The organism is Epilithonimonas lactis (assembly GCF_900110605.1).
GTDB lineage: Bacteria > Bacteroidota > Bacteroidia > Flavobacteriales > Weeksellaceae > Epilithonimonas > Epilithonimonas lactis.
Window position 1 is genome coordinate 342,021 of sequence record NZ_FOFI01000002.1, and the last position, 22,760, is coordinate 364,780.

Annotated in this window: 20 protein-coding genes and 1 riboswitch; of the genes, 9 read left to right on the top strand and 11 right to left on the bottom strand. The window is 38.2% G+C overall.

Going from position 1 to position 22,760, the window contains the following annotated elements; all coding sequences use genetic code 11:
* Window positions 1–32 precede the first annotated feature (32 nt).
* Together xerD and BMW39_RS06815 are read left to right on the top strand one after the other, a co-directional pair.
* Window positions 33–944: a site-specific tyrosine recombinase XerD gene (gene xerD, locus BMW39_RS06810; RefSeq protein ID WP_034973300.1), complete on the top strand. Its 912-nt coding sequence runs from the start codon at window positions 33–35 to the stop codon at window positions 942–944.
* A gap of 90 nt (window positions 945–1,034) precedes the next feature.
* Window positions 1,035–1,550, top strand: a complete 516-nt coding sequence (locus BMW39_RS06815; protein ID WP_034973302.1) for an NUDIX hydrolase — start codon at window positions 1,035–1,037, stop codon at window positions 1,548–1,550.
* Between the two features lie 69 nt (window positions 1,551–1,619).
* On the opposite strand, the gene BMW39_RS06820 is transcribed toward BMW39_RS06815, so the two are convergent.
* Window positions 1,620–2,183 (bottom strand): thioredoxin family protein, encoded by a 564-nt coding sequence (locus BMW39_RS06820; protein ID WP_034973304.1) that lies wholly within the window; start codon window positions 2,181–2,183, stop codon window positions 1,620–1,622.
* A gap of 78 nt (window positions 2,184–2,261) precedes the next feature.
* Window positions 2,262–3,164, bottom strand: a complete 903-nt coding sequence (miaA, locus tag BMW39_RS06825) for a tRNA (adenosine(37)-N6)-dimethylallyltransferase MiaA (protein WP_034973306.1) — start codon at window positions 3,162–3,164, stop codon at window positions 2,262–2,264.
* A gap of 235 nt (window positions 3,165–3,399) precedes the next feature.
* Here miaA and BMW39_RS06830 point away from each other — a divergent pair, with 235 nt between their 5' ends.
* Together BMW39_RS06830 and BMW39_RS06835 are read left to right on the top strand one after the other, a co-directional pair.
* Window positions 3,400–4,563, top strand: coding sequence for a methionine aminotransferase (locus BMW39_RS06830; RefSeq protein ID WP_034973308.1), 1,164 nt, complete (start codon window positions 3,400–3,402; stop codon window positions 4,561–4,563).
* Complete coding sequence (locus tag BMW39_RS06835; RefSeq protein WP_034973310.1) at window positions 4,560–5,126, top strand: DUF2911 domain-containing protein; 567 nt, start codon at window positions 4,560–4,562, stop codon at window positions 5,124–5,126. The genes BMW39_RS06830 and BMW39_RS06835 overlap by 4 nt, the downstream gene beginning before the upstream one ends.
* Window positions 5,127–5,184: 58 nt before the next feature.
* Here BMW39_RS06835 and BMW39_RS06840 read toward each other — a convergent pair whose 3' ends face one another.
* Together BMW39_RS06840 and hutI are read right to left on the bottom strand one after the other, a co-directional pair.
* Entirely contained in the window at window positions 5,185–5,808 is a 624-nt protein-coding gene (locus BMW39_RS06840) for an HAD family hydrolase (protein ID WP_034973312.1), read from the bottom strand.
* Window positions 5,805–7,031 (bottom strand): imidazolonepropionase, encoded by a 1,227-nt coding sequence (gene hutI, locus BMW39_RS06845; RefSeq protein WP_034973314.1) that lies wholly within the window; start codon window positions 7,029–7,031, stop codon window positions 5,805–5,807. Before hutI ends, BMW39_RS06840 begins: the two co-directional genes overlap by 4 nt.
* 137 nt (window positions 7,032–7,168) lie before the next feature.
* Here hutI and BMW39_RS06850 point away from each other — a divergent pair, with 137 nt between their 5' ends.
* Window positions 7,169–7,834, top strand: a complete 666-nt coding sequence (locus BMW39_RS06850) for a hypothetical protein (protein WP_034973315.1) — start codon at window positions 7,169–7,171, stop codon at window positions 7,832–7,834.
* A 34-nt stretch (window positions 7,835–7,868) separates the two neighbouring features.
* On the opposite strand, the gene metF is transcribed toward BMW39_RS06850, so the two are convergent.
* The 6 genes from metF to BMW39_RS06880 all read right to left on the bottom strand — a co-directional run bounded on the left by metF (window position 7,869) and on the right by BMW39_RS06880 (window position 16,707).
* Window positions 7,869–8,825 (bottom strand): methylenetetrahydrofolate reductase [NAD(P)H], encoded by a 957-nt coding sequence (metF, locus tag BMW39_RS06855; protein WP_034973317.1) that lies wholly within the window; start codon window positions 8,823–8,825, stop codon window positions 7,869–7,871.
* Window positions 8,826–8,863: 38 nt separating this feature from the next.
* On the bottom strand, window positions 8,864–11,527 hold the full coding sequence (metH, locus tag BMW39_RS06860) for a methionine synthase (protein WP_051879813.1): 2,664 nt from the start codon (window positions 11,525–11,527) through the stop codon (window positions 8,864–8,866).
* 76 nt (window positions 11,528–11,603) lie between these two features.
* Window positions 11,604–12,614 carry a homocysteine S-methyltransferase family protein gene (locus BMW39_RS06865; RefSeq protein ID WP_034973319.1) on the bottom strand — a complete coding sequence of 337 codons (1,011 nt, stop codon included), beginning with the start codon at window positions 12,612–12,614 and terminating at the stop codon, window positions 11,604–11,606.
* Window positions 12,615–12,920: 306 nt separating this feature from the next.
* Window positions 12,921–14,087 (bottom strand): O-succinylhomoserine sulfhydrylase, encoded by a 1,167-nt coding sequence (locus BMW39_RS06870; RefSeq protein ID WP_034973321.1) that lies wholly within the window; start codon window positions 14,085–14,087, stop codon window positions 12,921–12,923.
* 134 nt (window positions 14,088–14,221) lie between these two features.
* Window positions 14,222–15,760 (bottom strand): ACT domain-containing protein, encoded by a 1,539-nt coding sequence (locus BMW39_RS06875; protein ID WP_034973323.1) that lies wholly within the window; start codon window positions 15,758–15,760, stop codon window positions 14,222–14,224.
* Window positions 15,760–16,707, bottom strand: coding sequence for an alpha/beta fold hydrolase (locus BMW39_RS06880; RefSeq protein ID WP_034973325.1), 948 nt, complete (start codon window positions 16,705–16,707; stop codon window positions 15,760–15,762). Before BMW39_RS06880 ends, BMW39_RS06875 begins: the two co-directional genes overlap by 1 nt.
* A 52-nt stretch (window positions 16,708–16,759) precedes the next feature.
* Window positions 16,760–16,867, bottom strand: a riboswitch (SAM riboswitch).
* Window positions 16,868–17,029: 162 nt separating this feature from the next.
* Between BMW39_RS06880 and BMW39_RS06885 the strand changes: the two genes are divergently transcribed.
* Together BMW39_RS06885 and BMW39_RS06890 are read left to right on the top strand one after the other, a co-directional pair.
* Entirely contained in the window at window positions 17,030–17,836 is an 807-nt protein-coding gene (locus tag BMW39_RS06885; protein ID WP_034973327.1) for a glucose 1-dehydrogenase, read from the top strand.
* Between the two features lie 429 nt (window positions 17,837–18,265).
* A complete protein-coding gene (locus BMW39_RS06890; RefSeq protein ID WP_034973329.1) occupies window positions 18,266–20,872 on the top strand; it encodes an MGH1-like glycoside hydrolase domain-containing protein in 2,607 nt (868 codons plus the stop codon).
* Between the two features lie 44 nt (window positions 20,873–20,916).
* On the opposite strand, the gene BMW39_RS06895 is transcribed toward BMW39_RS06890, so the two are convergent.
* A complete protein-coding gene (locus BMW39_RS06895; protein ID WP_034973331.1) occupies window positions 20,917–21,339 on the bottom strand; it encodes an OsmC family protein in 423 nt (140 codons plus the stop codon).
* Window positions 21,340–21,527: 188 nt separating this feature from the next.
* Between BMW39_RS06895 and BMW39_RS06900 the strand changes: the two genes are divergently transcribed.
* Window positions 21,528–21,938: an energy transducer TonB gene (locus tag BMW39_RS06900; protein WP_131474270.1), complete on the top strand. Its 411-nt coding sequence runs from the start codon at window positions 21,528–21,530 to the stop codon at window positions 21,936–21,938.
* A gap of 21 nt (window positions 21,939–21,959) precedes the next feature.
* Window positions 21,960–22,700 (top strand): energy transducer TonB, encoded by a 741-nt coding sequence (locus tag BMW39_RS06905; protein WP_034973333.1) that lies wholly within the window; start codon window positions 21,960–21,962, stop codon window positions 22,698–22,700.
* Window positions 22,701–22,760 lie beyond the last annotated feature (60 nt).

Genomic DNA, 22,760 nt, shown 5'->3' on the forward strand with positions numbered 1-22,760 from the left:
TTTTTTACAAACAATTAATTAAAAACACAAATATGAACTGGTCCGAAAAAATTACAGACTTCTCAAATTTTCTAAAATTTGAGAAAAGTTTCTCCGACAATACACTTGACGCGTACGTGAGAGATATCAAAAAGCTGGAAAGCTTTGCTATTACTGATTTAGGAGAAATCTCTCCACAGAATATCAGCTACGAAAACCTTCAGGAGTACATCTACCAATTATCCAAAAACAAAATCAGCGAACGCTCGCAGGCAAGAGGAATCTCGTCTATCAAGGCTTTTTTCAAATTTCTTTTGGAAGAAGAGTACAGAGATGATAATCCTGCGTCACTATTAGAAGGTCCAAAATTAGGCCTTTATCTACCCGACACTTTGAGCATTGATGACATCGACAGAATCATCGAAAACATTGAAAAACACACAGATATCGGCAGAAGAAATCAATGCATTTTGGAAGTTCTTTATGGTTGTGGACTGCGTGTTTCGGAATTGGTGGATTTGAAAATCTCTAATATCAATTTCAAAGAAAACTTCATCATCGTAGAAGGAAAAGGCGAAAAAACAAGATTGGTTCCTTTGGCCAAATCTACTGCAGAGTGCATTTTGGATTACATCAAAAATGTAAGAGCCTTGGGAAAAATCAACAAAAAATTCGAAGATATTCTTTTCCTGAATACGAGAGGAACGAATATGTCCAGAGTAATTGTCTTCATTATCATTAAGGAATTGACGCAGAAAGCTGGCATCAACAAGAGTATTTCGCCGCACACTTTCCGTCATTCTTTTGCGACGCATTTGTTGCAAAATGGTGCAGATTTGAGATTTATCCAGGAAATGTTGGGTCACAGCAGCATTACAACGACTCAGGTTTATACGCATTTGAAAACCGAGGAATTGAGAGATGTTATCATCCAATTTCACCCTAGAAATAGAAAAGCGGTTTAATCAAAAGCCTTATATAATTCTTAAAACCATCTTGTAATTTCAGGATGGTTTTTGTTTTTAAAATTGACCTTATTTCATTAATTTTATCCAATGGAAAATCTGAAATTCTGCCCAAAATGCGGACACGAAACTTTGAAATGGAATAACAGCGTCAAGTTCAGTTGCAGCAACTGCGATTTTGTTTTGTATCATAATACAGCAGCAGCGGTTGCAGTCATCATCAAACACGATAACGAATTATTTTTCACAGTCAGAAATCAGGAACCTGGAAAAGGAAAATTGGATTTACCAGGCGGTTTTTGCGACCCAAAAGAAAGTGCTGAAGAAACCTGCGCCAGAGAACTTTTTGAAGAATTAGAATTGAGAATTAATGTAGAAAAACTGAGATATCTGGGAAGCAGACCAAACATTTATCCATACAAAAACATCAGTTACAATACGATGGATTTGTTTTATGAGTATGAAGTTGATGAAAAATTTGAAATCAAAATAGAAGAATCCGAAATCTCTGAAGGCATCTGGATTCCCATTTCGGGAATTGATATCGACAAAATCGCTTTCGAATCTCAGAAAGATTTTATTAAAAATAATTTCAGTAAAATTTAAATAAAAAACCGTTTCGCTTAATACGAAACGGTTTTATTTATCTAATTTCTAAAGTCTAATCTCTAACTTCTAGATTTGTTTCCACTTGATGTTACAGCCTAAACTTGGTCTTTGGAAATCTTCTTGGTCTTGTCCGGCCAAATGATTTTCAAACGCAATCACCAAATCCTCACCAGTAATTTCCTTCTGATTTCCTGGTCTGGAATCATCCATTTGTCCGCGATAGATTAATTTCAGATTCTCATCAAAGAAATAAAAATCTGGTGTACACGCGGCGTCAAATGCTTTTGCAACATCTTGACTTTCGTCGTAGAGATAAGGGAATTTCAAAGCTTTTTCTTCTACAAATTCCACCATCATCTCCGGAGAATCTGCAGGATATCTGTCCACATCGTTGGAATTAATTCCAATAAATTCAATGCCTTGAGATTTGTAATCTTCGTACAATTCCTCCAAAACATCGATGATGTGAAGCACAAACGGACAATGATTGCACATAAAAACCACCAAAGTTCCTTTCTTCCCTTTCAGAGATTCCAGACTTTGGATTTCGTTATTTTTTACAGGATTCGGAAGGCTGAAATCTGGCGCTTTCGTTCCTAGAGCCAACATATTTGATTGTGTATTTGACATAATTTTTATTTAATGTAACAATATTAAAGTTTAACAATTTACCAATTTTGCGATTCTAATTGTTAGAATGGTAAATTTTCACATTGGTAAATTCTTGAGCAAAGATAATGCTTCTTCCACAGAATTATCATAATTCACCCAATTCACATTTCCCAATTTTCGGTTCCACGTCATTTGGCGTTTGGCGTATCGGCGGGAATTCTTCTTGATTTCAGAAACGGCGAAATCCAAATCCCATTCGCCATCAAAATATTTGAACAACTCCGAATAACCAACTGTTTGAAGCGCGACTTTATCTTTATGAGCTATCAATCCTTTGGCTTCTTCCAGCAAACCATTTTCCATCATTATATCAACGCGCCGATTGATTCTTTCATAAATCACTTCCCTTGGTGCCTCAATTCCAATTCTAAATGTCTCAAAATGACGCTGAGGTTTTGGTAAACTAAGATTTTCGGTGTAGGTTTTTCCCGTTTGCCAGATAATGTCGATTGCTCTCAACAAACGCCTTGAATTGTCTTTATCAACAACCGAAAAATATTCCGGGTCAAGTTCTGACAATAATTTTTGTAAAGGTTCAATCCCTTGATTTTCAAAAATATCAATCAGTTTTTTTTGATTTTCCTCGTCTGCTTCTGGTAAATCGTTCAATCCTTCTACAACGGCTTTCTCGTACATTCCGCTTCCGCCAACCATTATGGCGACATCTTTTTCGGCGAAAATCTCATCCAGCTTTTCAATCGCTTCGTGTTCGTACAAACCAATCGAATAATAATCATCGATGCTGAGATTCCCTACAAAATGATGTCTTGCCTCGGCCAATTCAGATTCCGTCGGCATTGCAGTTCCGATTTTCATCTCACGATAAAACTGACGAGAATCGCACGAAATAATTTCCGTCCCGAGATGATTTGCCAAATCGATGGCCAATCTGGTTTTCCCGATTCCTGTAGTTCCGACGATGGAGATAAGACGTTTCAAAAAAGTATTTTTGCAAATTTACGAAATGTGAAATTCTTCCCGCATTATATTTCAACGTAAAGGCGTAAAATTCTTTTCAACTTACCTGTTGCAAGTCGCAAATCAAATCGCTTTAAGAATAACAGAATCCTCAAAATTGGCGACTTGTAGCATTTGATTTTAAAAATAGATTTGCGCCTTTGCGATAAAATTTCTTTTAGATTTAAAATAATTATTACTTAATTTTACCATCATTATGGCTTTAAGATTATCTGCATCCAAACTTCCCGACGTGAAAACCACGATTTTCACAGAAATGTCTTTGTTGGCACAACAGGAAAACGCCGTCAATCTTTCGCAAGGATTTCCGGATTATCAAGCTGATGAAAATCTTCTGAAATACTTGGGCGATTTTGCCAAAGAAGGTTACAATCAATATGCACCGTTGTTTGGAATCAAGGAACTTCGGGAAGAGATTTCGAGGAAGTTCAGTTCGCAATATCAGGTTAATTATCATCCGGATGCTGAAATTAATATTACAGCTGGCGCAACGCAAGGAATTTTCACCGTGATTTCTGCGTTTGTTGAAAAAGATGATGAAGTGATTATCTTCGAACCAGCGTACGATTGCTACGAACCTGCGATTATTCTGAATGGTGGAATCGTGAAAAATGTCAAAATGCTTTATCCGGATTACAAAATCAATTGGACCGAAGTGAAAAATCTGGTTTCCGAAAAGACCAAAATGATTATCATTAACAATCCCAATAATCCTTCTGGGAAAATATTGAAACAAAATGACATTGAGGAATTAATTAAAATTGTAAAAGACACCAACATCATTATTCTAAGCGATGAAGTTTATGAAAACATTACTTTTGACGGAAAATCTCATTTGACGTTAGCCAAATATTCAGAATTGAAGGAACGCACTTTTGTTGTTGGCTCATTTGGAAAACTGCTTCACATCACGGGTTGGAAAATCGGTTATATTCTCGCGCCCGAACAACTGATGAATGAGTTCCGAAAAGTCCATCAATACAATGTTTTCTGCGTGAATACGCCTGCTCAATTTGCGATTGCAAAATATCTTCAAAACATTCAGGATTTTTCTCAAACCTCCACATTCTTTGAAGAGAAAAGAAATTATTTGAAAAGTGCTTTATCGGAAACGCCATTTGAATTGTTGGATTGTGAAGGCACCTATTTTCTGTCCGCCCATTTTGGTTCGATTTCTGATATGCAAGACAAGGATTTTTGCTATTGGCTCACAAAAGAATACAAAGTCGCAACAATTCCATTTTCAGCATTTTACAAAGATAAAACTGATGAAAAGGTCATCCGATTTTGTTTCGCCAAAAAACAGGAAACTTTGGACAAAGCCATTGAACAATTAATAAAATTAAAAATAAATAAATGAAAAATTTAATCTTAGCCGCTTCATTATTAATCGGAGTTAGCGCTTACTCTCAAGCCAAATTAGATGCGACAAAACTAAATTATTTGCCTGCAGACGCAAGTCCAATGGATGCGACCTATTATCCGCTTCAGGTGCTTTCTTCAAAGTCAGAAACGCCAAAAGTGAAAGTTGTTTATTCAAGACCTCAGAAAAAGAACAGAGTTGTTTTCGGTAATCTTATCAAATACGGAGAAATCTGGAGAATGGGAGCGAATGAAAATACGGAAATCAAATTCTATACGCCAGTGAAAATCAATGGAAAAGATATTCCGGCTGGAACTTACAGTTTATTCGCTGTTCCAAACGAAAAAGAATGGACCATCGTTCTCAATTCTGATGTTGACAAATGGGGCGCATATGCTTATGATAAGAGCAAGGATGTGGTGAGATTCAATGTTCCGGCTGAGAAAACGACTTCTCCTGTTGAATTTTTCTCAATTACTTTTGTACAGACCAAAACAGGCGCAGATTTGTACGCTGGTTGGGACAATACACAAGTTAAATTCCCGATTGAGTTCAAGTAATGACCGAGATTTAAAAAAAAGGAAGCCTTATCAGATTTTGATAAGGCTTTTTTGTGGACTAATATTTTAATAAATCTTCGAATTTTTCTATTTGATATTCAGCATTTTCTATTTTTCCAAAACCATAAGAGGCATAAATAAAATCGACGCCAGCTTTGTCGGAAGATTCTATGTCCCAAATCGTATCGCCGACATAGACTGGGTTTTGAAGGTCATTTCTTGTGACAATCAATCGAATGTTTTCATCTTTTGGCAAACCCCGATTTCCAAAACATTCGAAATCCTCGAAATATGAATTTAAGTCGTAAAAATCCAAAAAGCTCTCGATGTAGCCGGAAAGGCAATTGCTGACGATGAAAAGACGATGTATCTTGCTGAGCTTTTCTAAAGTTTCTCGGACGTTTGGGAATAATCTTCCGCCCGATTCATTGAGATATTTCTTCTCTCTCGAACTATAAATATCTTCAAAATTCTGAAGTTTTTCTTTTGGAATGAAATTGAAATGCTGGGCAAAAATATCATCCATCTTCATTCCTGAGAAATTTCTGATGTCCAAAGCATTTAAATTGATATCAAAACCAATTTCTACAATGCTGTCATTGAAGGCTCTGACAACAGTTTCCGAAGCGTCCCAAAGTGTTCCGTCCAGGTCAAAAATTAGACTATCTCTTTCTTCTATCATATAATCGATTTTCCGTTGATGTAAACTTTTGAAGGTTTTAAACTTCCTTGGTTGTAAAATATATTTTGAAAATTATCTGTTTCGTAAGTGATAAAATCTGCTTTTTTTCCTTTTGCCAAGATTCCTCTGTCTTCTAAATCTAAGGCGTAAGCGGCACGGAAAGTTATCGCAGCCAAAACCTCAGCCGTAGTCAATTTCTGATAAGTTGCTAAGATTGAAGCTTGCGTCACGAGATTTCCCATTGGTGCAGAACCTGGATTCCAGTCTGTTGCGATGGCGAGGATTCCGCCTTTGTCGAGGATTTTTCTGGCTGGTGAAAATGGTTCGCCCAAGCCTAAGCTTGCGCCTGGAAGTGCAATCGCAACGGTTTCTGAATTGGCAAGAAACTCAATATCTTCATCAATGGTTGCTTCTAAATGGTCGGCAGACTTGGCGCCAACTTCCACCGCAATCCTTGAACTTCCAGCCGTGAATTGGTCTGCGTGAACCGTTATTTGAAAACCTAATTCTTTAGCTTTCAAAAGGAATTTTTTACTTTCTTCCGGCTGAAAAGCTGATTTCTCGATGAAGATATCAACTCGGTTTGCGAGGTTTTCTTCTTTTACTTTTGGTAGAATTTCATTAATAATATAATTAAGATAATCCTCGGAAGAACCTTCGAAATCTCGTGGTTTCAAATGAGCTGAAAGGCAAGTTGGAATCAAGGTGGCTTTGGTTTTTAACTGAGCTTTTTTGATGGCTCTCAACATTTTCAGTTCCTCATCGACATTCAATCCGTAACCGCTTTTAATCTCGATGGTTGTGATGCCTTGATTTAATAAAATATTGATACGTTCCAAGATTCCATCAATCAAATCTTCCTCAGAAGCTTTTCTGGTGTGTTGCACAGAACTCCAGATTCCACCGCCTGATTCTGCGATTTCGAGATAAGTTTTTCCGGCATTTCGCATTGCAAAATCATTTGCCCGATTTCCTCCAAAACAAATATGTGTGTGCGCATCCACAAAAGCAGGAAGTGCAATTTGCTCATTTTCAATCAAATCAGTTTCTGAATCGGGAAATTTTTGTTTTAAAACTTCGAAGTTATCAACTTGTAGAACAATTCCGTTTTCGGTCAAAATTCCGCCATCAATGATGATTTCCAATTGTTCATCATTTAATTGTCCTTTCAATGGAAGCTGATTCAGTGTGATGATTTGTTTGAATGGTCCTGATAATTTCATATTAAAGCTTGTGATGTAAAAATAAAGTTTTTGAAAATAATGTCTCAAATCTATTAAAACATAGGTGTGGATTAAACTTATTATTTTATATGTAGATATTTGAGCATTTTATTTAATTTTACATAAACTTAATAATTATGACTCAAAGATTTTTGTTAAAACAGCTTGTTCTTTTGGTGATGATTTGTACTATGAACCAAATCTATTGTCAGCAAAATTACAAAATCTTCACTGGACCACTTGCTTCGGTCAATACAGATTTTAAACCTTTAGGAAAAGACGTGCTAGGAAGCCCTTACTTAACGGCTAATTTCGTTCCTGCTTTGGTTGGAGACTCCCAGGAAGTGGTGCAAATCCGTTATGATGCTTATTCAGATAAAATTGAGGTCTTAAATGATGGTAAAGTTTATGAAGTTCCAAAAAGTGAGGAGCTTTCCAGATTCAAATTGACAACCACTGGTGTTATCATCGTTTATTTGAAAGATTATAATGGCTATTTTTTCAGACTGGTTGAAGGTAAAAATCAACTGTTGAAAAAAGAAACAATTAAACTTCAGGTGACCAAAACATCTGTCGAACCGAATTCGACAATTAAAGAAGGCTATTCCAAATTTGAGAGAATAAGTCCCACCTATTTCATTGTATCCGACCAGAAAATAATGAAAGCACCAAAAAATAACAAGGAATTACTCAGCTATTTTCCTGAGAAAAAATCAGAATTAGAGGACTTTATGAAAGCTAATAAAATAAACGTAAAACAAGAAGAATCCTTAGTAAAAATGGTTACTTTCCTTAACAAATAAAAAAAGAGATGCAAATTTGCATCTCTTTTTAGTTCTAGAAAACTTCTCTTCCAATTTTCAAAATATTATCGCTTTTCCCCATCGAGTAAAAATGCAAGACCGGAATTCCAAAATCCAACAATTCTTTGCACTGGTTGATGGCCCATTCTATCCCGACCTCGCGAACATCGCTGTTGGTTTTGCATTTCAAAACTTCTGAGATTAAATTCTCAGGCAAATCGATTTTGAAAACTTGTGGCAACATTTGCAAATGACCTTTGGTTGCAATTGGTTTGATGCCTGGAATAATTGGAACATCAATCCCGATTTCTCTGGCTTGTTTTACGAAGTCAAAGAATTTTTGATTATCGAAGAACATTTGAGTAACGATGTAATCCGCGCCAGCTTCCACTTTTTTCTTCAACATTTGAAGGTCGTAATTCATAGATGGTGCTTCGATATGTTTTTCCGGATAACCTGCAACGCCGATGCAGAAACTGCTATTGTCATCAGACACAATTTCCTCGTGAAGATATTTTCCGGTTCCCAAATCGTGAATTTGTTTTACCAAATCCGAAGCATATTTGTGTCCGCCTTTTGACTGCTCAAAGTATTTTTCACCTTTCATCGCGTCGCCACGAAGAGCAACAATATTATTGATTCCCAAATACATACAATCTACCAAAAGATATTCGGTTTCTTCTTTTGTAAAGCCTCCGCAAAGCACGTGTGGAACTGTATCGACGTTATATTTATTCTGAATCGCGGAACAAATTCCCAAAGTTCCAGGACGCATTCTGGTGATTTTACGCTCCATCAAACCATTTCCTCTTTCCAGAAAAATGTACTCTTCGCGGGACGTGGTAACATCAATAAAAGGCGGATTGAACTCCATCAACGGGTCAATATTTTTGTATAAATCTGCGATTCCGACGCCTTTCTGTGGCGGAACAATTTCAAAAGAGAAAAGTGTTTTTCCGTTGGCGTTTTTTATATGGTCAGTAATTTTCATTATTTTAATTCAAAAATTCAAGGTTTAAAATTCAAAGTCTAATCAGCCAAATTCGGGCTCAGCCATTTTCTCGCATATTCCAAATCGACATTTTTTCTGTCTGCATAATCTTTCAATTGGTCTTCATCAATCTTTCCAACACCGAAATATTTTGACTTTTCATTGCCGAAATAATAACCGGAAACCGCCGCGGTTGGCCACATCGCTAAACTTTCGGTTAATGTCACTCCGATTTTCTCGTCAACTTTAAGCAAATCCCAAATCGTCAATTTATCCAGATGGTCTGGACAAGCCGGATAGCCCGGAGCGGGGCGAATTCCCAAATATTTTTCTTTAATCAAATCGTCATTGGTCAAAGTTTCATTTTCTGAATAACCCCAATATTCGGTTCTGACTTTTTTGTGGAGAAATTCTGCGAAAGCCTCTGCAAAACGGTCGGCCAAAGCTTTTACCATAATTGCATTGTAATCGTCCATTTTATCTTCGTATTCTTTCGCCAATTCATCCGCACCAAAACCTGTACAAACACAAAAAACACCGATATAATCTTCTTTCCCAGAATTTTCAGGAGCAATGAAATCTGACAATGCGAAATATTCTTTGCCCTCAGATTTTTTATGTTGTTGTCTCAAAGTTCTGAAAGTTGAAATTACATTTTGATTGTCATCATAAACCAAAATATCATCACGTTCAGTGGCGTTTGCAGGGAAAATTCCGAAAATACCTTTGGCTTTAAAGCTTTTTTCTTGAAGGATTTTCTTGAGCATTGCTTTGGCTTCATTAAACAAAATCGTCGCTTGCTCGCCAACCACATTATCCGTCAATATATCTGGGAATTTCCCAAACAATTGCCAGCTTCTAAAAAACGGCGACCAGTCGATAAATTCTACCAATTCATCCAAATCTTGGTCTTCGATAATAGTAATCCCTAATTTATTTGGCTTATGAATCTCTTCATTTTCCCAATCGATTTTGAACTTCTGTTTTCTCGCTTCATCAATTGTCACGTATTCTTTATCGACTTGTCGGTTCAGGAATTTCTCACGAAAATCGTCATAATCTTTTTTCAATTCCAAAGAATAAACGCTGGATTTGTCCTTATTCAAAAGCGAACTTACCACACCAACTGCTCTGGAAGCATCGTTCACGTGAACAACTGTATTCGCATATTTCGGAGCGATTTTAACAGCTGTATGCGCTTTGGAAGTTGTTGCACCACCAATCAATAATGGAAAACTAAGATTTCGTCTTTCCAATTCTGAAGCGAGGTGAACCATTTCGTCCAGACTTGGTGTAATTAATCCGCTTAAGCCAATGATATCCACTTTTTCATCAATCGCCGTTTGGATAATTTTATCCGCCGGAACCATCACACCGAGGTCAACGATGTCGTAATTGTTGCAACCCAAAACCACACTCACAATATTTTTTCCAATGTCGTGAACGTCGCCTTTTACGGTTGCCATTAAGATTTTTCCGTTAGCTGGCCTTGTTCCGTCTTTTTCAGCTTCGATAAAAGGTTGAAGATAAGCCACTGCTTTTTTCATTACTCTAGCCGATTTTACAACCTGTGGCAGGAACATTTTTCCGCTTCCAAAAAGGTCGCCGACAACGCCCATTCCTGTCATTAGATTAACTTCGATGACGTGAAGTGGTTTTTCGGATTGCAATCTGGCTTCTTCCGTATCTTCCTCGATAAAACGGTCAAGTCCTTTAACCAAAGAATGCGTGATTCTCTCTTGCAAAGGCATTTCGCGCCAAGCCAAATCTTCGGCTTTTTCTTTTTTGGTGGATTTTACTCTTTCGGAATAATCCAACAATCTTTCAGTTGCATCGTCTTTTCTGTCGAGCATCACGTCCTCAACCAATTCCAAAAGTTCTTTCGGGATTTCGTCATAAACTTCCAACATCGTGGGGTTTACGATTCCCATATTCATCCCCGCTTTTATCGCGTGATAAAGGAAAACGGAATGCATCGCTTCACGCACAGAATCATTGCCTCGGAAAGAAAATGAAACGTTGGAAACGCCACCACTCACAGATGCATAAGGAAGATTGGTGCGAACCCAACGCGTCGCCTCGATAAAATCGATAGCATTTCTGCGGTGTTCTTCCATTCCCGTGGCAACAGGGAAAATATTCAAATCGAAAATAATATCTTCTGCCGGAAAATCCAGTTGATTGACCAAAATATCATAAGAACGTTTGGTTATTTCCAACCTTCTTTCAAAATTATCCGCTTGTCCAACCTCATCAAAAGCCATTACGATGACAGCAGCTCCATAACGTTTAATTGCTTTTGCGTGATGAATGAATTCTGCTTCGCCTTCTTTTAAACTAATGGAATTGACCACCGCTTTTCCCTGAACAACCTGCAATCCAGCTTCCAAGATTTCCCATTTCGAGGAATCAATCATAATTGGGATTCTGGAAATGTCCGGTTCTGAAGCAATTAAGTTCAGGAATTTTATCATTGATGCTTTTCCGTCAATCAATCCGTCATCGAAATTGACATCCAGGATTTGTGCGCCACCATCCACCTGATGACGGGCAATATCGAGCGCTTCGGAAAATTTTTCTTCCTTGATTAATCGAAGGAATTTTTTGGAACCGGCCACATTGGTTCTCTCCCCAACGTTGATGAAGTTGGATTCTGGCGTTATAATTAGAGGTTCTAGACCTGATAATTTTAAGTATTTCATAAGTTAATTTACCAATATATCAATTTACCAATGTAACAATCTTGAGCTCGCAACATATTGGTAAAGTGATACATTGTTATATTGTTACATTGATTGTCCTAGGTTCGTAGTTATTTGCCAAATCAGCAATCGCTTTGATATGTTCCGGCGTTGTTCCGCAACAACCGCCGATAATATTGATTAGTCCTTTTTCTAGATATTCCTGCACCTGCTCAGCCATTTGGCTCGCAGTTTCGTCGTATTGACCGAAAGCGTTTGGTAAGCCGGCATTTGGATAAGCCGAGATTCCGAATTCTGATTGGGAAGAAATCGCTTCCAAATAAGGTGTCAATTGCTTTGCACCCAAAGCACAGTTGAATCCGACACTTAATAAGTTAAGATGAGAAACAGAAATCAGGAAAGCTTCGGCGGTTTGTCCGCTCAAAGTTCTTCCGGAAGCATCGGTAATTGTTCCGGAAACCATAATGGGGATTTTAATATTTCTTTCTTCCTGAATTTGGTCGATGGCAAAAAGTCCGGCTTTGGCGTTCAATGTGTCGAAGATGGTTTCTACTAACAGAATGTCGGAACCGCCGTCCAGCAAAGCTTCTGCCTGTTGTTTGTACGCAATTCTCAATTCGTCGAAAGTGATTGCACGATAACCTGGGTCATTCACGTCTGGGCTAAGACTTGCCGTTCTGTTGGTTGGTCCGATGGAACCTGCAACAAATCTTGGTTTGTCGGGATTCTGAGCGGTGAATTCGTCGCAGACTTTGCGGGCGATTTTGGCTGATTCGTAATTGAGTTCGTAAACCAAATCTTCCATATGATAATCGGCCATTGCAATCGTAGTTCCTGAGAATGTGTTGGTTTCGATGATGTCTGCGCCGGCTGACAGATATTGTTTGTGGATTTCTTCAATTGCTTCTGGTTGTGTCAAAGAGAGCAAATCGTTGTTTCCTTTGAGTGAAGATTCCCAATCTTTGAAACGCTCGCCGCGATAATCTTCTTCCGAGAAATTGTAGCGCTGAATCATTGTTCCCATTGCGCCGTCCAAAATCAGGATGCGTTCGGAAATGGCTTTATATAATTGTTCTGAATTTTTCATTATTTCATTTTTCCGTTAACGTGTCAGAATGAATTCCAACGTTTGTTATCTATTTTTCGTTAATCGTTAGAATAAATTCTAACGCTAGAATATCGGTCGTTCCTACGGAACTATTTTTATCGTCGATTGAAAGAGGAAACCTCAACATAGCCCCGATGGTAACGGTATCCTTTTTTTGCTTTGACTGAATTTTCTTTTTGATGACCAATCGTCGTAGCAAAAAAAGATATAGTGGACAGCGGGTTGGAATCGTGATTCGAAGACGAAAACTTGTTGCTCCTTCCTTCGACTCCGCTCAGGATGACACTAGTCTAAAGCTTGTTTCAAATCGTTGATAATATCGTCTATATTTTCCAATCCGACGGAGCAACGCACCAATCCGGCGGTGATTCCGACCTCGTTTCGCTCGTCATCGGAAAGCTTGGAATGCGTTGTAGAAGCAGGATGCGTGACAATCGTTCTTGTGTCTCCGAGATTTGCAGAGAGGGAACACATCTTGATTCGGTTGAGGAAATTGCGACCGCCTTCGATGCCGTTTTTGACCTCGAAAGCGACGATGTTTCCGCCCAATTTCATTTGTTTTTTGGCGATTTCGTAGCTTGGATGAGATTTTAGGAAAGGATATTTTACCAATTCTACGTTCGGATGATTTTCCAGAAACTCAGCCACTTTGAACGCATTTTCGCAATGTTTCTCGACACGAATCGCCAAAGTTTCCAAACTTTTACTCAAAACCCAAGCGTTGAACGGCGACATCGCGGGACCTGTGTTTCTTGCGAAAAGGTAAATCTCACGAATCAAATCTGCCTTCCCAACGGCAACGCCACCGAGCACACGACCTTGACCGTCAATGAGTTTCGTTGCGGAATGCACGACAATATCTGCGCCGTATTTAATCGGCTGTTGCAAGTAAGGCGTTGCGAAACAGTTGTCTACAACGAAAATCAAATTGTGTTTTTTGGCGATTTTTCCGAAGAATTCTAAATCTAAAATCTCGATTGCAGGATTTGTCGGCGTTTCCAAGTACAATATTTTTGTATTTGGTTGGATATATTTTTCAATATTCTCGGCGTCTTCGGCTTTGAAATAGGTGGTTTCAATATTCCATTTTGGAAAATACTTCGTGAACAAGGTGTGCGTGGAACCGAAAACCGACTGACAGCTTACGATGTGGTCGCCAGCGTTGAGCAAGGTCGCAAATGTGGAATAAATAGAAGCCATTCCCGTCGCGAAAGCATAACCGGATTCTGCGCCTTCCATTTTCACGATTTTATCTACGAATTCTGTGACGTTTGGGTTGCTGAAACGGCTGTAAAGATTTTTGTCTTTTTCCTCCGCAAAGCTCGCGCGCATATCTTCCGCATCTTCGAAAACGAAGCTCGAAGTGAGGTATAAAGGTGTGGAATGTTCGTCAAATTGAGTTCTTTCGGTTTGGGTTCTGATGGCTAATGTTTCGAAATTTTGATTTTCCATTTTTTAATTTTTCTAATGGTTGGAATTGTTTGTTCCATTTTTTATTATCGTTGGAATGAATTCCAACGCTATAACATCGGTCGTTCCTGTGGAACTCGAAGACTTCCGGCTTCTGACTTCCAACTTCCTGCTTTTTATTTTGTTTCGCTCAGTCTTAAAATATCTCCGAAAACGCCTCGGGCAGTGACTTTTGCACCGGCTCCGGCGCCCATAATGACGATTGGATTTTCGCCGTAACTTTCGGTGTAGATTTCGAAGATGGAATCTGAACCTTTCAATTGTCCGAGTGCGGAGTTTGCTGGAACGGAAATCAATTTTACGTCCAATTCGCCTTTTTCTTCCTGAAGATTTCCGTGCAAATCGCCGACGTAACGTAAAACGTGGTCAGGTTTCTGATTTTCTTTGATGTTTTGATATTCTGAATCTAATTCTTCCAATCTGGAAATGAACTCATCTTTGTTGATATCCAAAAGGTTTTGTGGAACGAGATTTTGAATGTTAATATCTTGGAACTCATTAATCAAATCTAACTCTCTTGCCAGAATCAACAATTTTCTCGCAACATCATTTCCGGATAAATCCTCGCGTGGGTCTGGTTCTGTGAAACCTTTTTCCATAGCTTCACGGATGATGACAGAATATTTGTCATTTCGAAGAGAGAAATTATTGAAAACGTAACTCAAAGTTCCGGAAAAAACACCTTTGATTCTTGTGATATTCTCACCTGAAAGATGGAGAAGTTTAATCGTGTCAATCAATGGCAAACCTGCGCCGACATTGGTTTCGTAAAGGTATTTCTTTTTGTTTTTTTCTAGTAATTTTCTGAAATCGCGGTATTCTGAAATTGGTAAAGTATTGTAAATTTTGTTGGAACCTACTACATCGAAACCATTTTCTACAAAAGTTGGATAATGTTTTACAAAATCTTTGCTCGCTGTATTATCGACCATTACAAGATTTTCCAAGTGATGTTCTTTGGCGAACTCAACCAGTTTTTCTACGCTGGAATCTGTTTGGGAAAATTTGATTCTCTGTCTCCAATCGCTTCCGAAACCGGCTTGGTTGAAAGCGATTTTTTTGGAATTCGCAATTGCAACGATTTTTAAATCGACTCTTTTTCTTTTCAGAATGTCATAAGCCGAATCTAAAATTTGCTCTACCAAAGTTCCGCCGACATTTCCGTGACCAATCAAAGCGAGGTGAACGGTTTTTGGTTTTCCGTAGATTTCGGTTTCGATGATGTTTTTGGTGATTTCGGTTTGGTTTTCGGTTACGACGATGTTCACTCTTCCGGCAGACGCGATTTGGCTTAATAATAAAGGAAAAATCTTATTGCGCTGAAGTTCCGACAAAATCTTATTGTAATTATCTGACACAAAACCGATAACACTAAGACTATCAATACTATAAATATTATTAACGTGCCCTTCCTTCGTTTCCTGTTCGAATTCTTTTTTCAAAAACTTCACCGCATCTTCTGCATCAACTTCATCGACAAGAACAGAAATTCCGTTTTCTATCGCTTGCTGGGAAATAACGCCAACGCTGATTCCTCCTCCATTCAAAGCTTGAAAAATGCGTGAATCCACGCCGATTTGTCCAAGGAAATTTTTCCCTTCGAAGTTGACCAAAGCCTTGTTTCTATAAATATTAATTGCGTTCTTGTCTGTCATCAGTTCAAAAATAGAGGTGTTAAAATTGTGTTCAGCTGTTCGTATTCCATCAGGAAAGCGTCGTGTCCGTGGATGGATTTGATTTCGTGGTAGTGAACATTTTTATTTTTATGTTTTAAAAAATCGTAAGTATTTTTAATCTCAAAAGCCGGATAAAAAAGGTCTGAGTCAACCGAAACCAAATGGATTTCTGCATTGATGTTTTCCAGTTCATTTTCCTTTCCGTTTATGTTCATCAGAAGATGATTCACGAGTTTGTAAGCTTTTAAACTAAATCTTTCGTTTAATCGGTTCCCGTGGAAATTGAGCCAGTCGTGGGACTTTAAAATCTGCTTTTCAAAATCTGTCTCTCTTTTGAATCTTGAGTTAAGCGATTCCGGCGTTCTGTAGCACAACATTGCGTGAACTCTGGCTTTTTCTAAAGGTCTTTCCTCTGATTCCAAAAGATATTTCTGAACCAAGCATTGAGAATGCAACCAATCCGAGGTTTTGAAATCTGTTGCAATTGGAATAAATCTTTCTGTTAAATTATTTTCTAAAGCGAGCATTTCCCAACCAATAGAACCACCGACTGAACCGCCAACTAAAGCGAACAGTTTGTCGATTTTCAAAATCTTTAAACCTTCGATGAAAATTTTGGCAATGTCCTGAACTATAAAGTTTTCATAATCATTAATGAAAAATCCATCGAAACCGTTTCCTGGAATGTTGAAACAAATTACTGTAAAGCGGTTTGTGTTGATTACTTTTCCTTCTCCGACCAAGGTTTTCCACCAGCCGTTTTCGCCCGCAACGTCGGAGTTTCCTGTCAAAGCGTGGTTTATCAGAATGATTGGAGCAGAAAACAGTTCTTTTCCAAAAAGCTGATAGCTTAATGGAATCTCATAAACCTTTCCGGCTTGTGTCGTGAAATGTAATGTCTGAAGATGTTGTAACTTATTTTCCAATTTTATCTGATAAAAAATTGAAAATGCTACGGGGAAATGTAGAATAAATGTTTGGTTATCTTTTCCCTAATAATTTGGGATAGAATTTAGCACCTTCTTCGTTTCCGAAGGGTTGCCAAGGTTTCACAGAGTCTAATCTCTCCACCTTTCTCGATAACATTTTCAATATGTAAATGAACAATTCTGACTGCAAATATACTTCACAAAGTTTACTTTTTCCAAATTTCGCTTGAAATTTCTAAAATAATTATTTGTTAATATTCTATTTTCCCAGAACTTGCGTATAATATTTGTATTAAAAATTTTTTTTTACAAATAAATTATGGAAATCAATCTAAATAAACAAGTCGCCATCGTAACGGGTTCCAGCAGTGGAATCGGGAAAGGAATTGCTATTAGTTTGGCAAAATCCGGCGCCATCACCATCATAAATCATTCATCTGAACATTCCCGTCCGGAAGCGGAAGAAACTTTGAAAACCATTGAGGAAAATGGTGGCGAAGGATTCATCATCCAATGTGATGTGAGTAAGGAAGACCAGGTTCAGGCAATGTTTCAAACGACGATTGAGAAATATGAAACTGTTGATATTCTTGTTAATAATGCTGGTTTGCAACAAGATGCGTCTTTTATCGATATGACTTTGGCGCAATGGCAAAAAGTAATTGATGTGAATTTGACGGGACAATTTCTTTGTTCACGAGAAGCCATTAGAGAATTTTTGAAACGCGGAATGAATGACAAATCGAAAGCTTTGGGAAAAATCATTAATATCAGCAGTGTTCACGAGACGATTCCGTGGGCTGGACACGCGAATTATGCGTCCAGCAAAGGTGCGCTGAGAATGTTGATGCAGACTTTGGCGCAGGAATACGGGAAGGATAAAATCCGTGTGAATAATATTTGTCCAGGTGCGATTCAAACGCCAATCAACAAGCCGGCTTGGGACAACAAGGAGTCTCTGGATGCGCTGATGACGCTGATTCCGTACGACAGAATCGGGCAACCGGAAGACATTGGAAATTTAGCCGTATTTTTGGCGAGTGATTATTCGGATTACATTACGGGAGCGAGTATCTATGTGGATGGTGGAATGACGACGCTGGAGAGTTTTGCGGATAACGGGTGAGTATGAATGATAAATGATGGGTGATAAATGATTTTTTTGCTGAAAATAATTTTTGTGGAATTTTAAACGCAAAGATTTTTTGAGATTTAAGAATTTTTAAGTGAGCAAAGTTTCGATGAATCGAATTTTGGAGCTGGTGGAAATTTTTGTGAATCTTTATTTTGAGGCATTAAAAGTTTCAATTTCATTTATATCATTTATCGATTATCAACTATCATTTATATCGTCGGAGAATGACAAAACCTCAACATAGCCCCGATGGGAACGGCATCCTTTTTTTGCTTTTGAGAAAGTTTTCTTTGGATGACCAATCGTCTGAGCAAAAAAAGATATAGTGGACAGCGGGTTGGAAACGTGGAACGAATGTAGAAACGTGATGCTCCCAAATAAGAAAAACGAATAATTATTCTTTAAAATAATTAGAAACATATGAACGAGGAAGAAAAATTGAGGAATCCGCGTTGGAAGAAATGGGGACCTTATGTGAGCCATCGCCAATGGGGAAATGTGCGGGAAGATTACAGTACAAATGGCGATGCGTGGGGATTTACAGGCCACGACACAGCAGAAGCGTGGACCTACAGATGGGCCGAGGAAGGCATCGCAGGAATCTCGGATGAGAAGCAACAGATGTGTTTTGCTTTCTCATTTTGGAACAAAAAGGATATTAGAATTAAGGAACGTTTTTTCGGGCTGAGCAATCATCAGGGAAATCACGGGGAAGATATAAAGGAGATTTTTTATTATTTGGACAACACGCCATCTCACAGCTATATGAAGATGGTTTACAAGTATCCAATCAATGAATTTCCGTACGAAGAAATCATCAATGTGAATGGTCAGCGTTCCAAAAATGAGATGGAATATGAAATCATTGACACGGGAATCTTCGACAACGATGAATATTTTGACATTTTCATTGAGTATGCAAAAGCTGGAGAAGATGATTTTTTAATCAGGATTGATGTTCATAACCGAAGTGATAAACCAGCGCCAATCGTGGTTTTGCCGACGGTTTGGTACCGAAACAATTGGGTTTGGGGCTATAATGATTACAAGGCGAATCTTGGTTTTTCCAAGCAAGGTGAGATTGACATTCACCACGATAGCATCAGCATCAAGAAATTATATTCCAGAAACAGAAATGTGGATGCTTTGTTTTGTGAAAATGAAACGAATAGAGCGCGACTTTTCAATCTTCCTAAGACTGAAGGATTCTTTAAAGATGGAATCAATCAATATATTACGAAAGGATTAGATACGATTAATCCAAAGAAAACAGGAACCAAAGCGTCTTTGCATTGCGAAGAAATCGTGGAAGCGCACAGCAACAAGGTTTTCGAATTCCGATTGTCTCCGCACATTATGGAGGATGCGTTTTGGGATTTTGATGAAATCATCAACCACAGAAAGCAGGATTCGGATGATTTCTATGCGAACATCCAGAAAGATATTGAGAACGAGGACGAAAGAAATGTCCAAAGACAGGCTTTTGCAGGTTTGCTCTGGAATAAACAGTTCTATCATTATAACGTTGGAAAATGGCTGAAAGGCGACCCGAATTTCCCGATTCAAAGAAAAGGCTACGTCCGAAACAGCGATTGGGAGCACCTTCACAACAAAGACATCATCTCGATGCCAGACAAATGGGAATATCCTTGGTATGCGACTTGGGATTTGGCGTTCCATTGCGTGAGTTTTTGTGTGATTGATTCGGAGTTTGCTAAAAACCAATTGATTACGCTGACGAAAGAATGGTATATGCACCCGAACGGGCAAGTTCCTGCGTACGAATGGAACTTCGATGACGTGAATCCACCGGTTCACGCGTGGGCAACTTTCCGGGTTTTTAAAATTGATGAAAAAAATAATGGAAAACCGGATTTAGCTTTCTTGGAACGGGTTTTCCAAAAATTATTACTGAATTTCACTTGGTGGGTGAACCGAAAAGATTACAACGGAAACAACATTTTTGGTGGCGGATTCTTGGGTCTTGATAATATCGGAGCCTTTGACCGGAATATGGAATTCAATGAAGGCGAGCACTTGGAACAAGCCGACGGAACCAGCTGGATGGCGATGTATGCGCTGAATATGATGCGTATTTCTATGGAGTTGGCAATCCATAATCCAGTTTACGAAGATATGGCGATTAAGTTTTTTGAACATTATCTTTATATCGCAGAAGCGATGGAAAATATCGGTGATGGGAAGCAAGGTCTTTGGAATGAGGAAGATGGATTTTTCTACGATGTGCTTCAGCTTTCCAATGGAGACAGTGTGAGTCTGAAACTTCGAAGCATCGTTGGATTGATTCCGATGTTTGCAGTCGAAGTTGTGGAACACAGTATGTTGGAGAAATTGCCAGAGTTCAAAAAACGAATGGAATGGATTCTGAAAAACAAGCAAGACCTCACAAAACTCGTTTCCCAATGGTATGTGGAAGGTGAAGGAAACAAACACCTTTTGAGTATCCTCAGAAAAACCAGATTGACAAAAGTTCTAACAAGATTGGTGGATGAATCCGAATTTCTTAGTGATTATGGAATCCGTGCGATGTCCAAGTTCTATGAAGAAAATCCGTTCCGATTTACCGTTCACGACCAGGAACACATTGTTTATTACACACCTGCAGAAAGTGACAGCCGAATGTTCGGTGGAAACAGCAACTGGCGAGGACCGATTTGGTTCCCGATTAACTTCCTGATTGTAGAGAGTTTGCAACGTTTCCACTTCTTTTTCGGCGACGCATTGACGATTGAATATCCGAAAGGAAGTGGCGTTCAAAAAAATCTGGAAGAAGTTTCCAAAGACATCAGCGACAGACTTTGTCATATTTTTCTAAAAGACGAAAATGGAAACCGAGCGTTCAACGGTGGTGTTGATAAATTCAATAACGACCCGCATTTCAAGGATTACATTATGTTCTTCGAATATTTCCACGGTGACAATGGACGAGGCGTTGGTGCTTCCCATCAAACCGGATGGACTTCTACGGTAGCTAAGTTGATTCAACCGAGGTTGACGCATAGATAAAATTATAAAAAGAAACCTTCTCGATTTGAGAAGGTTTCTTTTTTTTAATCTACAATATTTCCATTCACGTGAACTTCGTAAGTAATTTCAACATTTGGTTCCAGTGTTTTGGAAACTGAGCAATATTTTTCGAAAGATAATTCTCCCGCTTTCTTCGCTTTTTTCGGGTCGATTTCACCTTCGAGGAAGAATTTAACTTTGATGGATTTGAACGGTTTGGCTTCATCCACTTGAACTCTTTCACCTTCGACTTCCGCTTTGAAATCGGTGATGGTTTGGCGTTGTTTTTTTAATATTGACACCACATCAATTCCGCTACAACCAGCCACTGCCATTAATAAAGATTGCATTGGCGAAACACCTTTTGCGCCAGGCAAAGTTGTATTGTCGAGTAAAATTGAGTTCCCTTGTTCATTGGAACATTCGAAAAGGAAATCGTCGTTGATTCTATTGAGTGTAATTTTCATTTTTAATTGTATTGTTATTTTTTGAACACGAAGCGCACAAAGCTTTTATAGAAATTCATTGTTTTGAGGTTCACAGAGCCACTTCGTTCAGATAAGATTTTTCCGAAATTTAATTCAAATTTACAAAATCAAAATAGGATAGCTTAATTTCTGTCTTCAATTTAATATATTTGAAAAACTTTTACCCCATGAAAATCTTAATATTAGCAATGACTTTTTTGATGAGCTCATCTGCATATTCCCAAACTGAAACCACTCAACCCGTTGTTCTTTCTAATTCAAAAGCAGAATTTCCCGGCGGACAAACCGCTTTCCGAAATGAGTTTATGAAAATGGTCCATGCGTATGTCGACATTACTGCTTACGCCGTGAACGGTAAATTCACTTTTGTATTGACCATCGATGAAAAAGGAAAAATGAGCGAACTGAAGATTTATCCAAAGGTGAAATTCGATGAAGAGTTTAAGCAAGATATGAACTTCGCTATGAAACGCATCAAGAAAAAGTGGAAGCCTGCCATCCAAAATGGCGCTCCAGTGAGTTCTAATATTATTTTTGATATAAATTTCACATCAGATCATTCTGACGAGGAATATTAATTGAAAAAACTATACCTCGCCATGAAAAACAAACTACTCATAACCTTACTTTTTGTATTCAACTTTTTCATAGTACAATCCCAAACTCAAATTCTGGAAAGATATCCTGATTATCAGCTTCCTTACAAAGGTGGTTACGAAGCCTACTACAAAGACTTTCACGATATTATAGTCGATAAAAAACTTCAACCTTGTTCCAATAAAAACGAGATCTATCAATTCAGTGTTTTAATTCGCCCTGACTCCTCAATACAATTCATCAAAGATCTGAATCCAAAAATCGTTGAGTCAAATAAATGTGCTCATGACCTTGCAAGAGAAGTTGCAAAGTATCAAAAAGGATGGAACCCTGCTTTGGTAAATAATATCAATCAAAGTGCTGTTGCAAGATTTATGATTTTTCCAGATGACCTGTTCAGTAATTACAGGGAAGGTTATGTTCCAATTTTCACATCGCCTGTTTATAATAATTATGGCGACGACCATATTGTTCGCTTCCGCAAGGAACTGCTTGCCAGATTTGACTTGAGAAGATTTAGCTGGAATGATATTTTCACCGTAGAGACAGAATTCACAATTACCAAAGAAGGGAAATTGGAAGATGCTATATTGACCAAAAAGACCGGACTTGAGGAATTTGATAGAATGATTCTTTTAACTTTTAAGGGAATGAAGAAAAAATGGACTCCAGCAAGTATCAATGGGCAACCTATTGATTTTAGATATAGACTCACACTCAAGGCCATCACCGATAGTGAATAAGAGATTTTTTCAACTAAATCTGTTTATAATCACAATGTAATTTTTCGATTTTAAAACGTT

Bases quoted from the DNA above. Each gene is read 5' to 3' on its own strand.
- BMW39_RS06890 (WP_034973329.1), top strand. From the start codon at position 18,266: ATGAACGAGGAAGAAAAATTGAGGAATCCGCGTTGGAAGAAATGGGGA.
- BMW39_RS06875 (WP_034973323.1), bottom strand. From the start codon at position 15,760: ATGACAGACAAGAACGCAATTAATATTTATAGAAACAAGGCTTTGGTC.
- metF (WP_034973317.1), bottom strand. From the start codon at position 8,825: ATGAAAATTACTGACCATATAAAAAACGCCAACGGAAAAACACTTTTC.
- BMW39_RS06900 (WP_131474270.1), top strand. From the start codon at position 21,528: ATGAAAATCTTAATATTAGCAATGACTTTTTTGATGAGCTCATCTGCA.
- xerD (WP_034973300.1), top strand. From the start codon at position 33: ATGAACTGGTCCGAAAAAATTACAGACTTCTCAAATTTTCTAAAATTT.
- BMW39_RS06885 (WP_034973327.1), top strand. From the start codon at position 17,030: ATGGAAATCAATCTAAATAAACAAGTCGCCATCGTAACGGGTTCCAGC.
- BMW39_RS06830 (WP_034973308.1), top strand. From the start codon at position 3,400: ATGGCTTTAAGATTATCTGCATCCAAACTTCCCGACGTGAAAACCACG.
- hutI (WP_034973314.1), bottom strand. From the start codon at position 7,031: ATGAAATTATCAGGACCATTCAAACAAATCATCACACTGAATCAGCTT.
- BMW39_RS06850 (WP_034973315.1), top strand. From the start codon at position 7,169: ATGACTCAAAGATTTTTGTTAAAACAGCTTGTTCTTTTGGTGATGATT.
- BMW39_RS06815 (WP_034973302.1), top strand. From the start codon at position 1,035: ATGGAAAATCTGAAATTCTGCCCAAAATGCGGACACGAAACTTTGAAA.
- metH (WP_051879813.1), bottom strand. From the start codon at position 11,527: ATGAAATACTTAAAATTATCAGGTCTAGAACCTCTAATTATAACGCCA.
- BMW39_RS06820 (WP_034973304.1), bottom strand. From the start codon at position 2,183: ATGTCAAATACACAATCAAATATGTTGGCTCTAGGAACGAAAGCGCCA.
- BMW39_RS06865 (WP_034973319.1), bottom strand. From the start codon at position 12,614: ATGAAAAATTCAGAACAATTATATAAAGCCATTTCCGAACGCATCCTG.
- BMW39_RS06840 (WP_034973312.1), bottom strand. From the start codon at position 5,808: ATGATAGAAGAAAGAGATAGTCTAATTTTTGACCTGGACGGAACACTT.
- BMW39_RS06905 (WP_034973333.1), top strand. From the start codon at position 21,960: ATGAAAAACAAACTACTCATAACCTTACTTTTTGTATTCAACTTTTTC.
- BMW39_RS06835 (WP_034973310.1), top strand. From the start codon at position 4,560: ATGAAAAATTTAATCTTAGCCGCTTCATTATTAATCGGAGTTAGCGCT.
- BMW39_RS06870 (WP_034973321.1), bottom strand. From the start codon at position 14,087: ATGGAAAATCAAAATTTCGAAACATTAGCCATCAGAACCCAAACCGAA.
- BMW39_RS06895 (WP_034973331.1), bottom strand. From the start codon at position 21,339: ATGAAAATTACACTCAATAGAATCAACGACGATTTCCTTTTCGAATGT.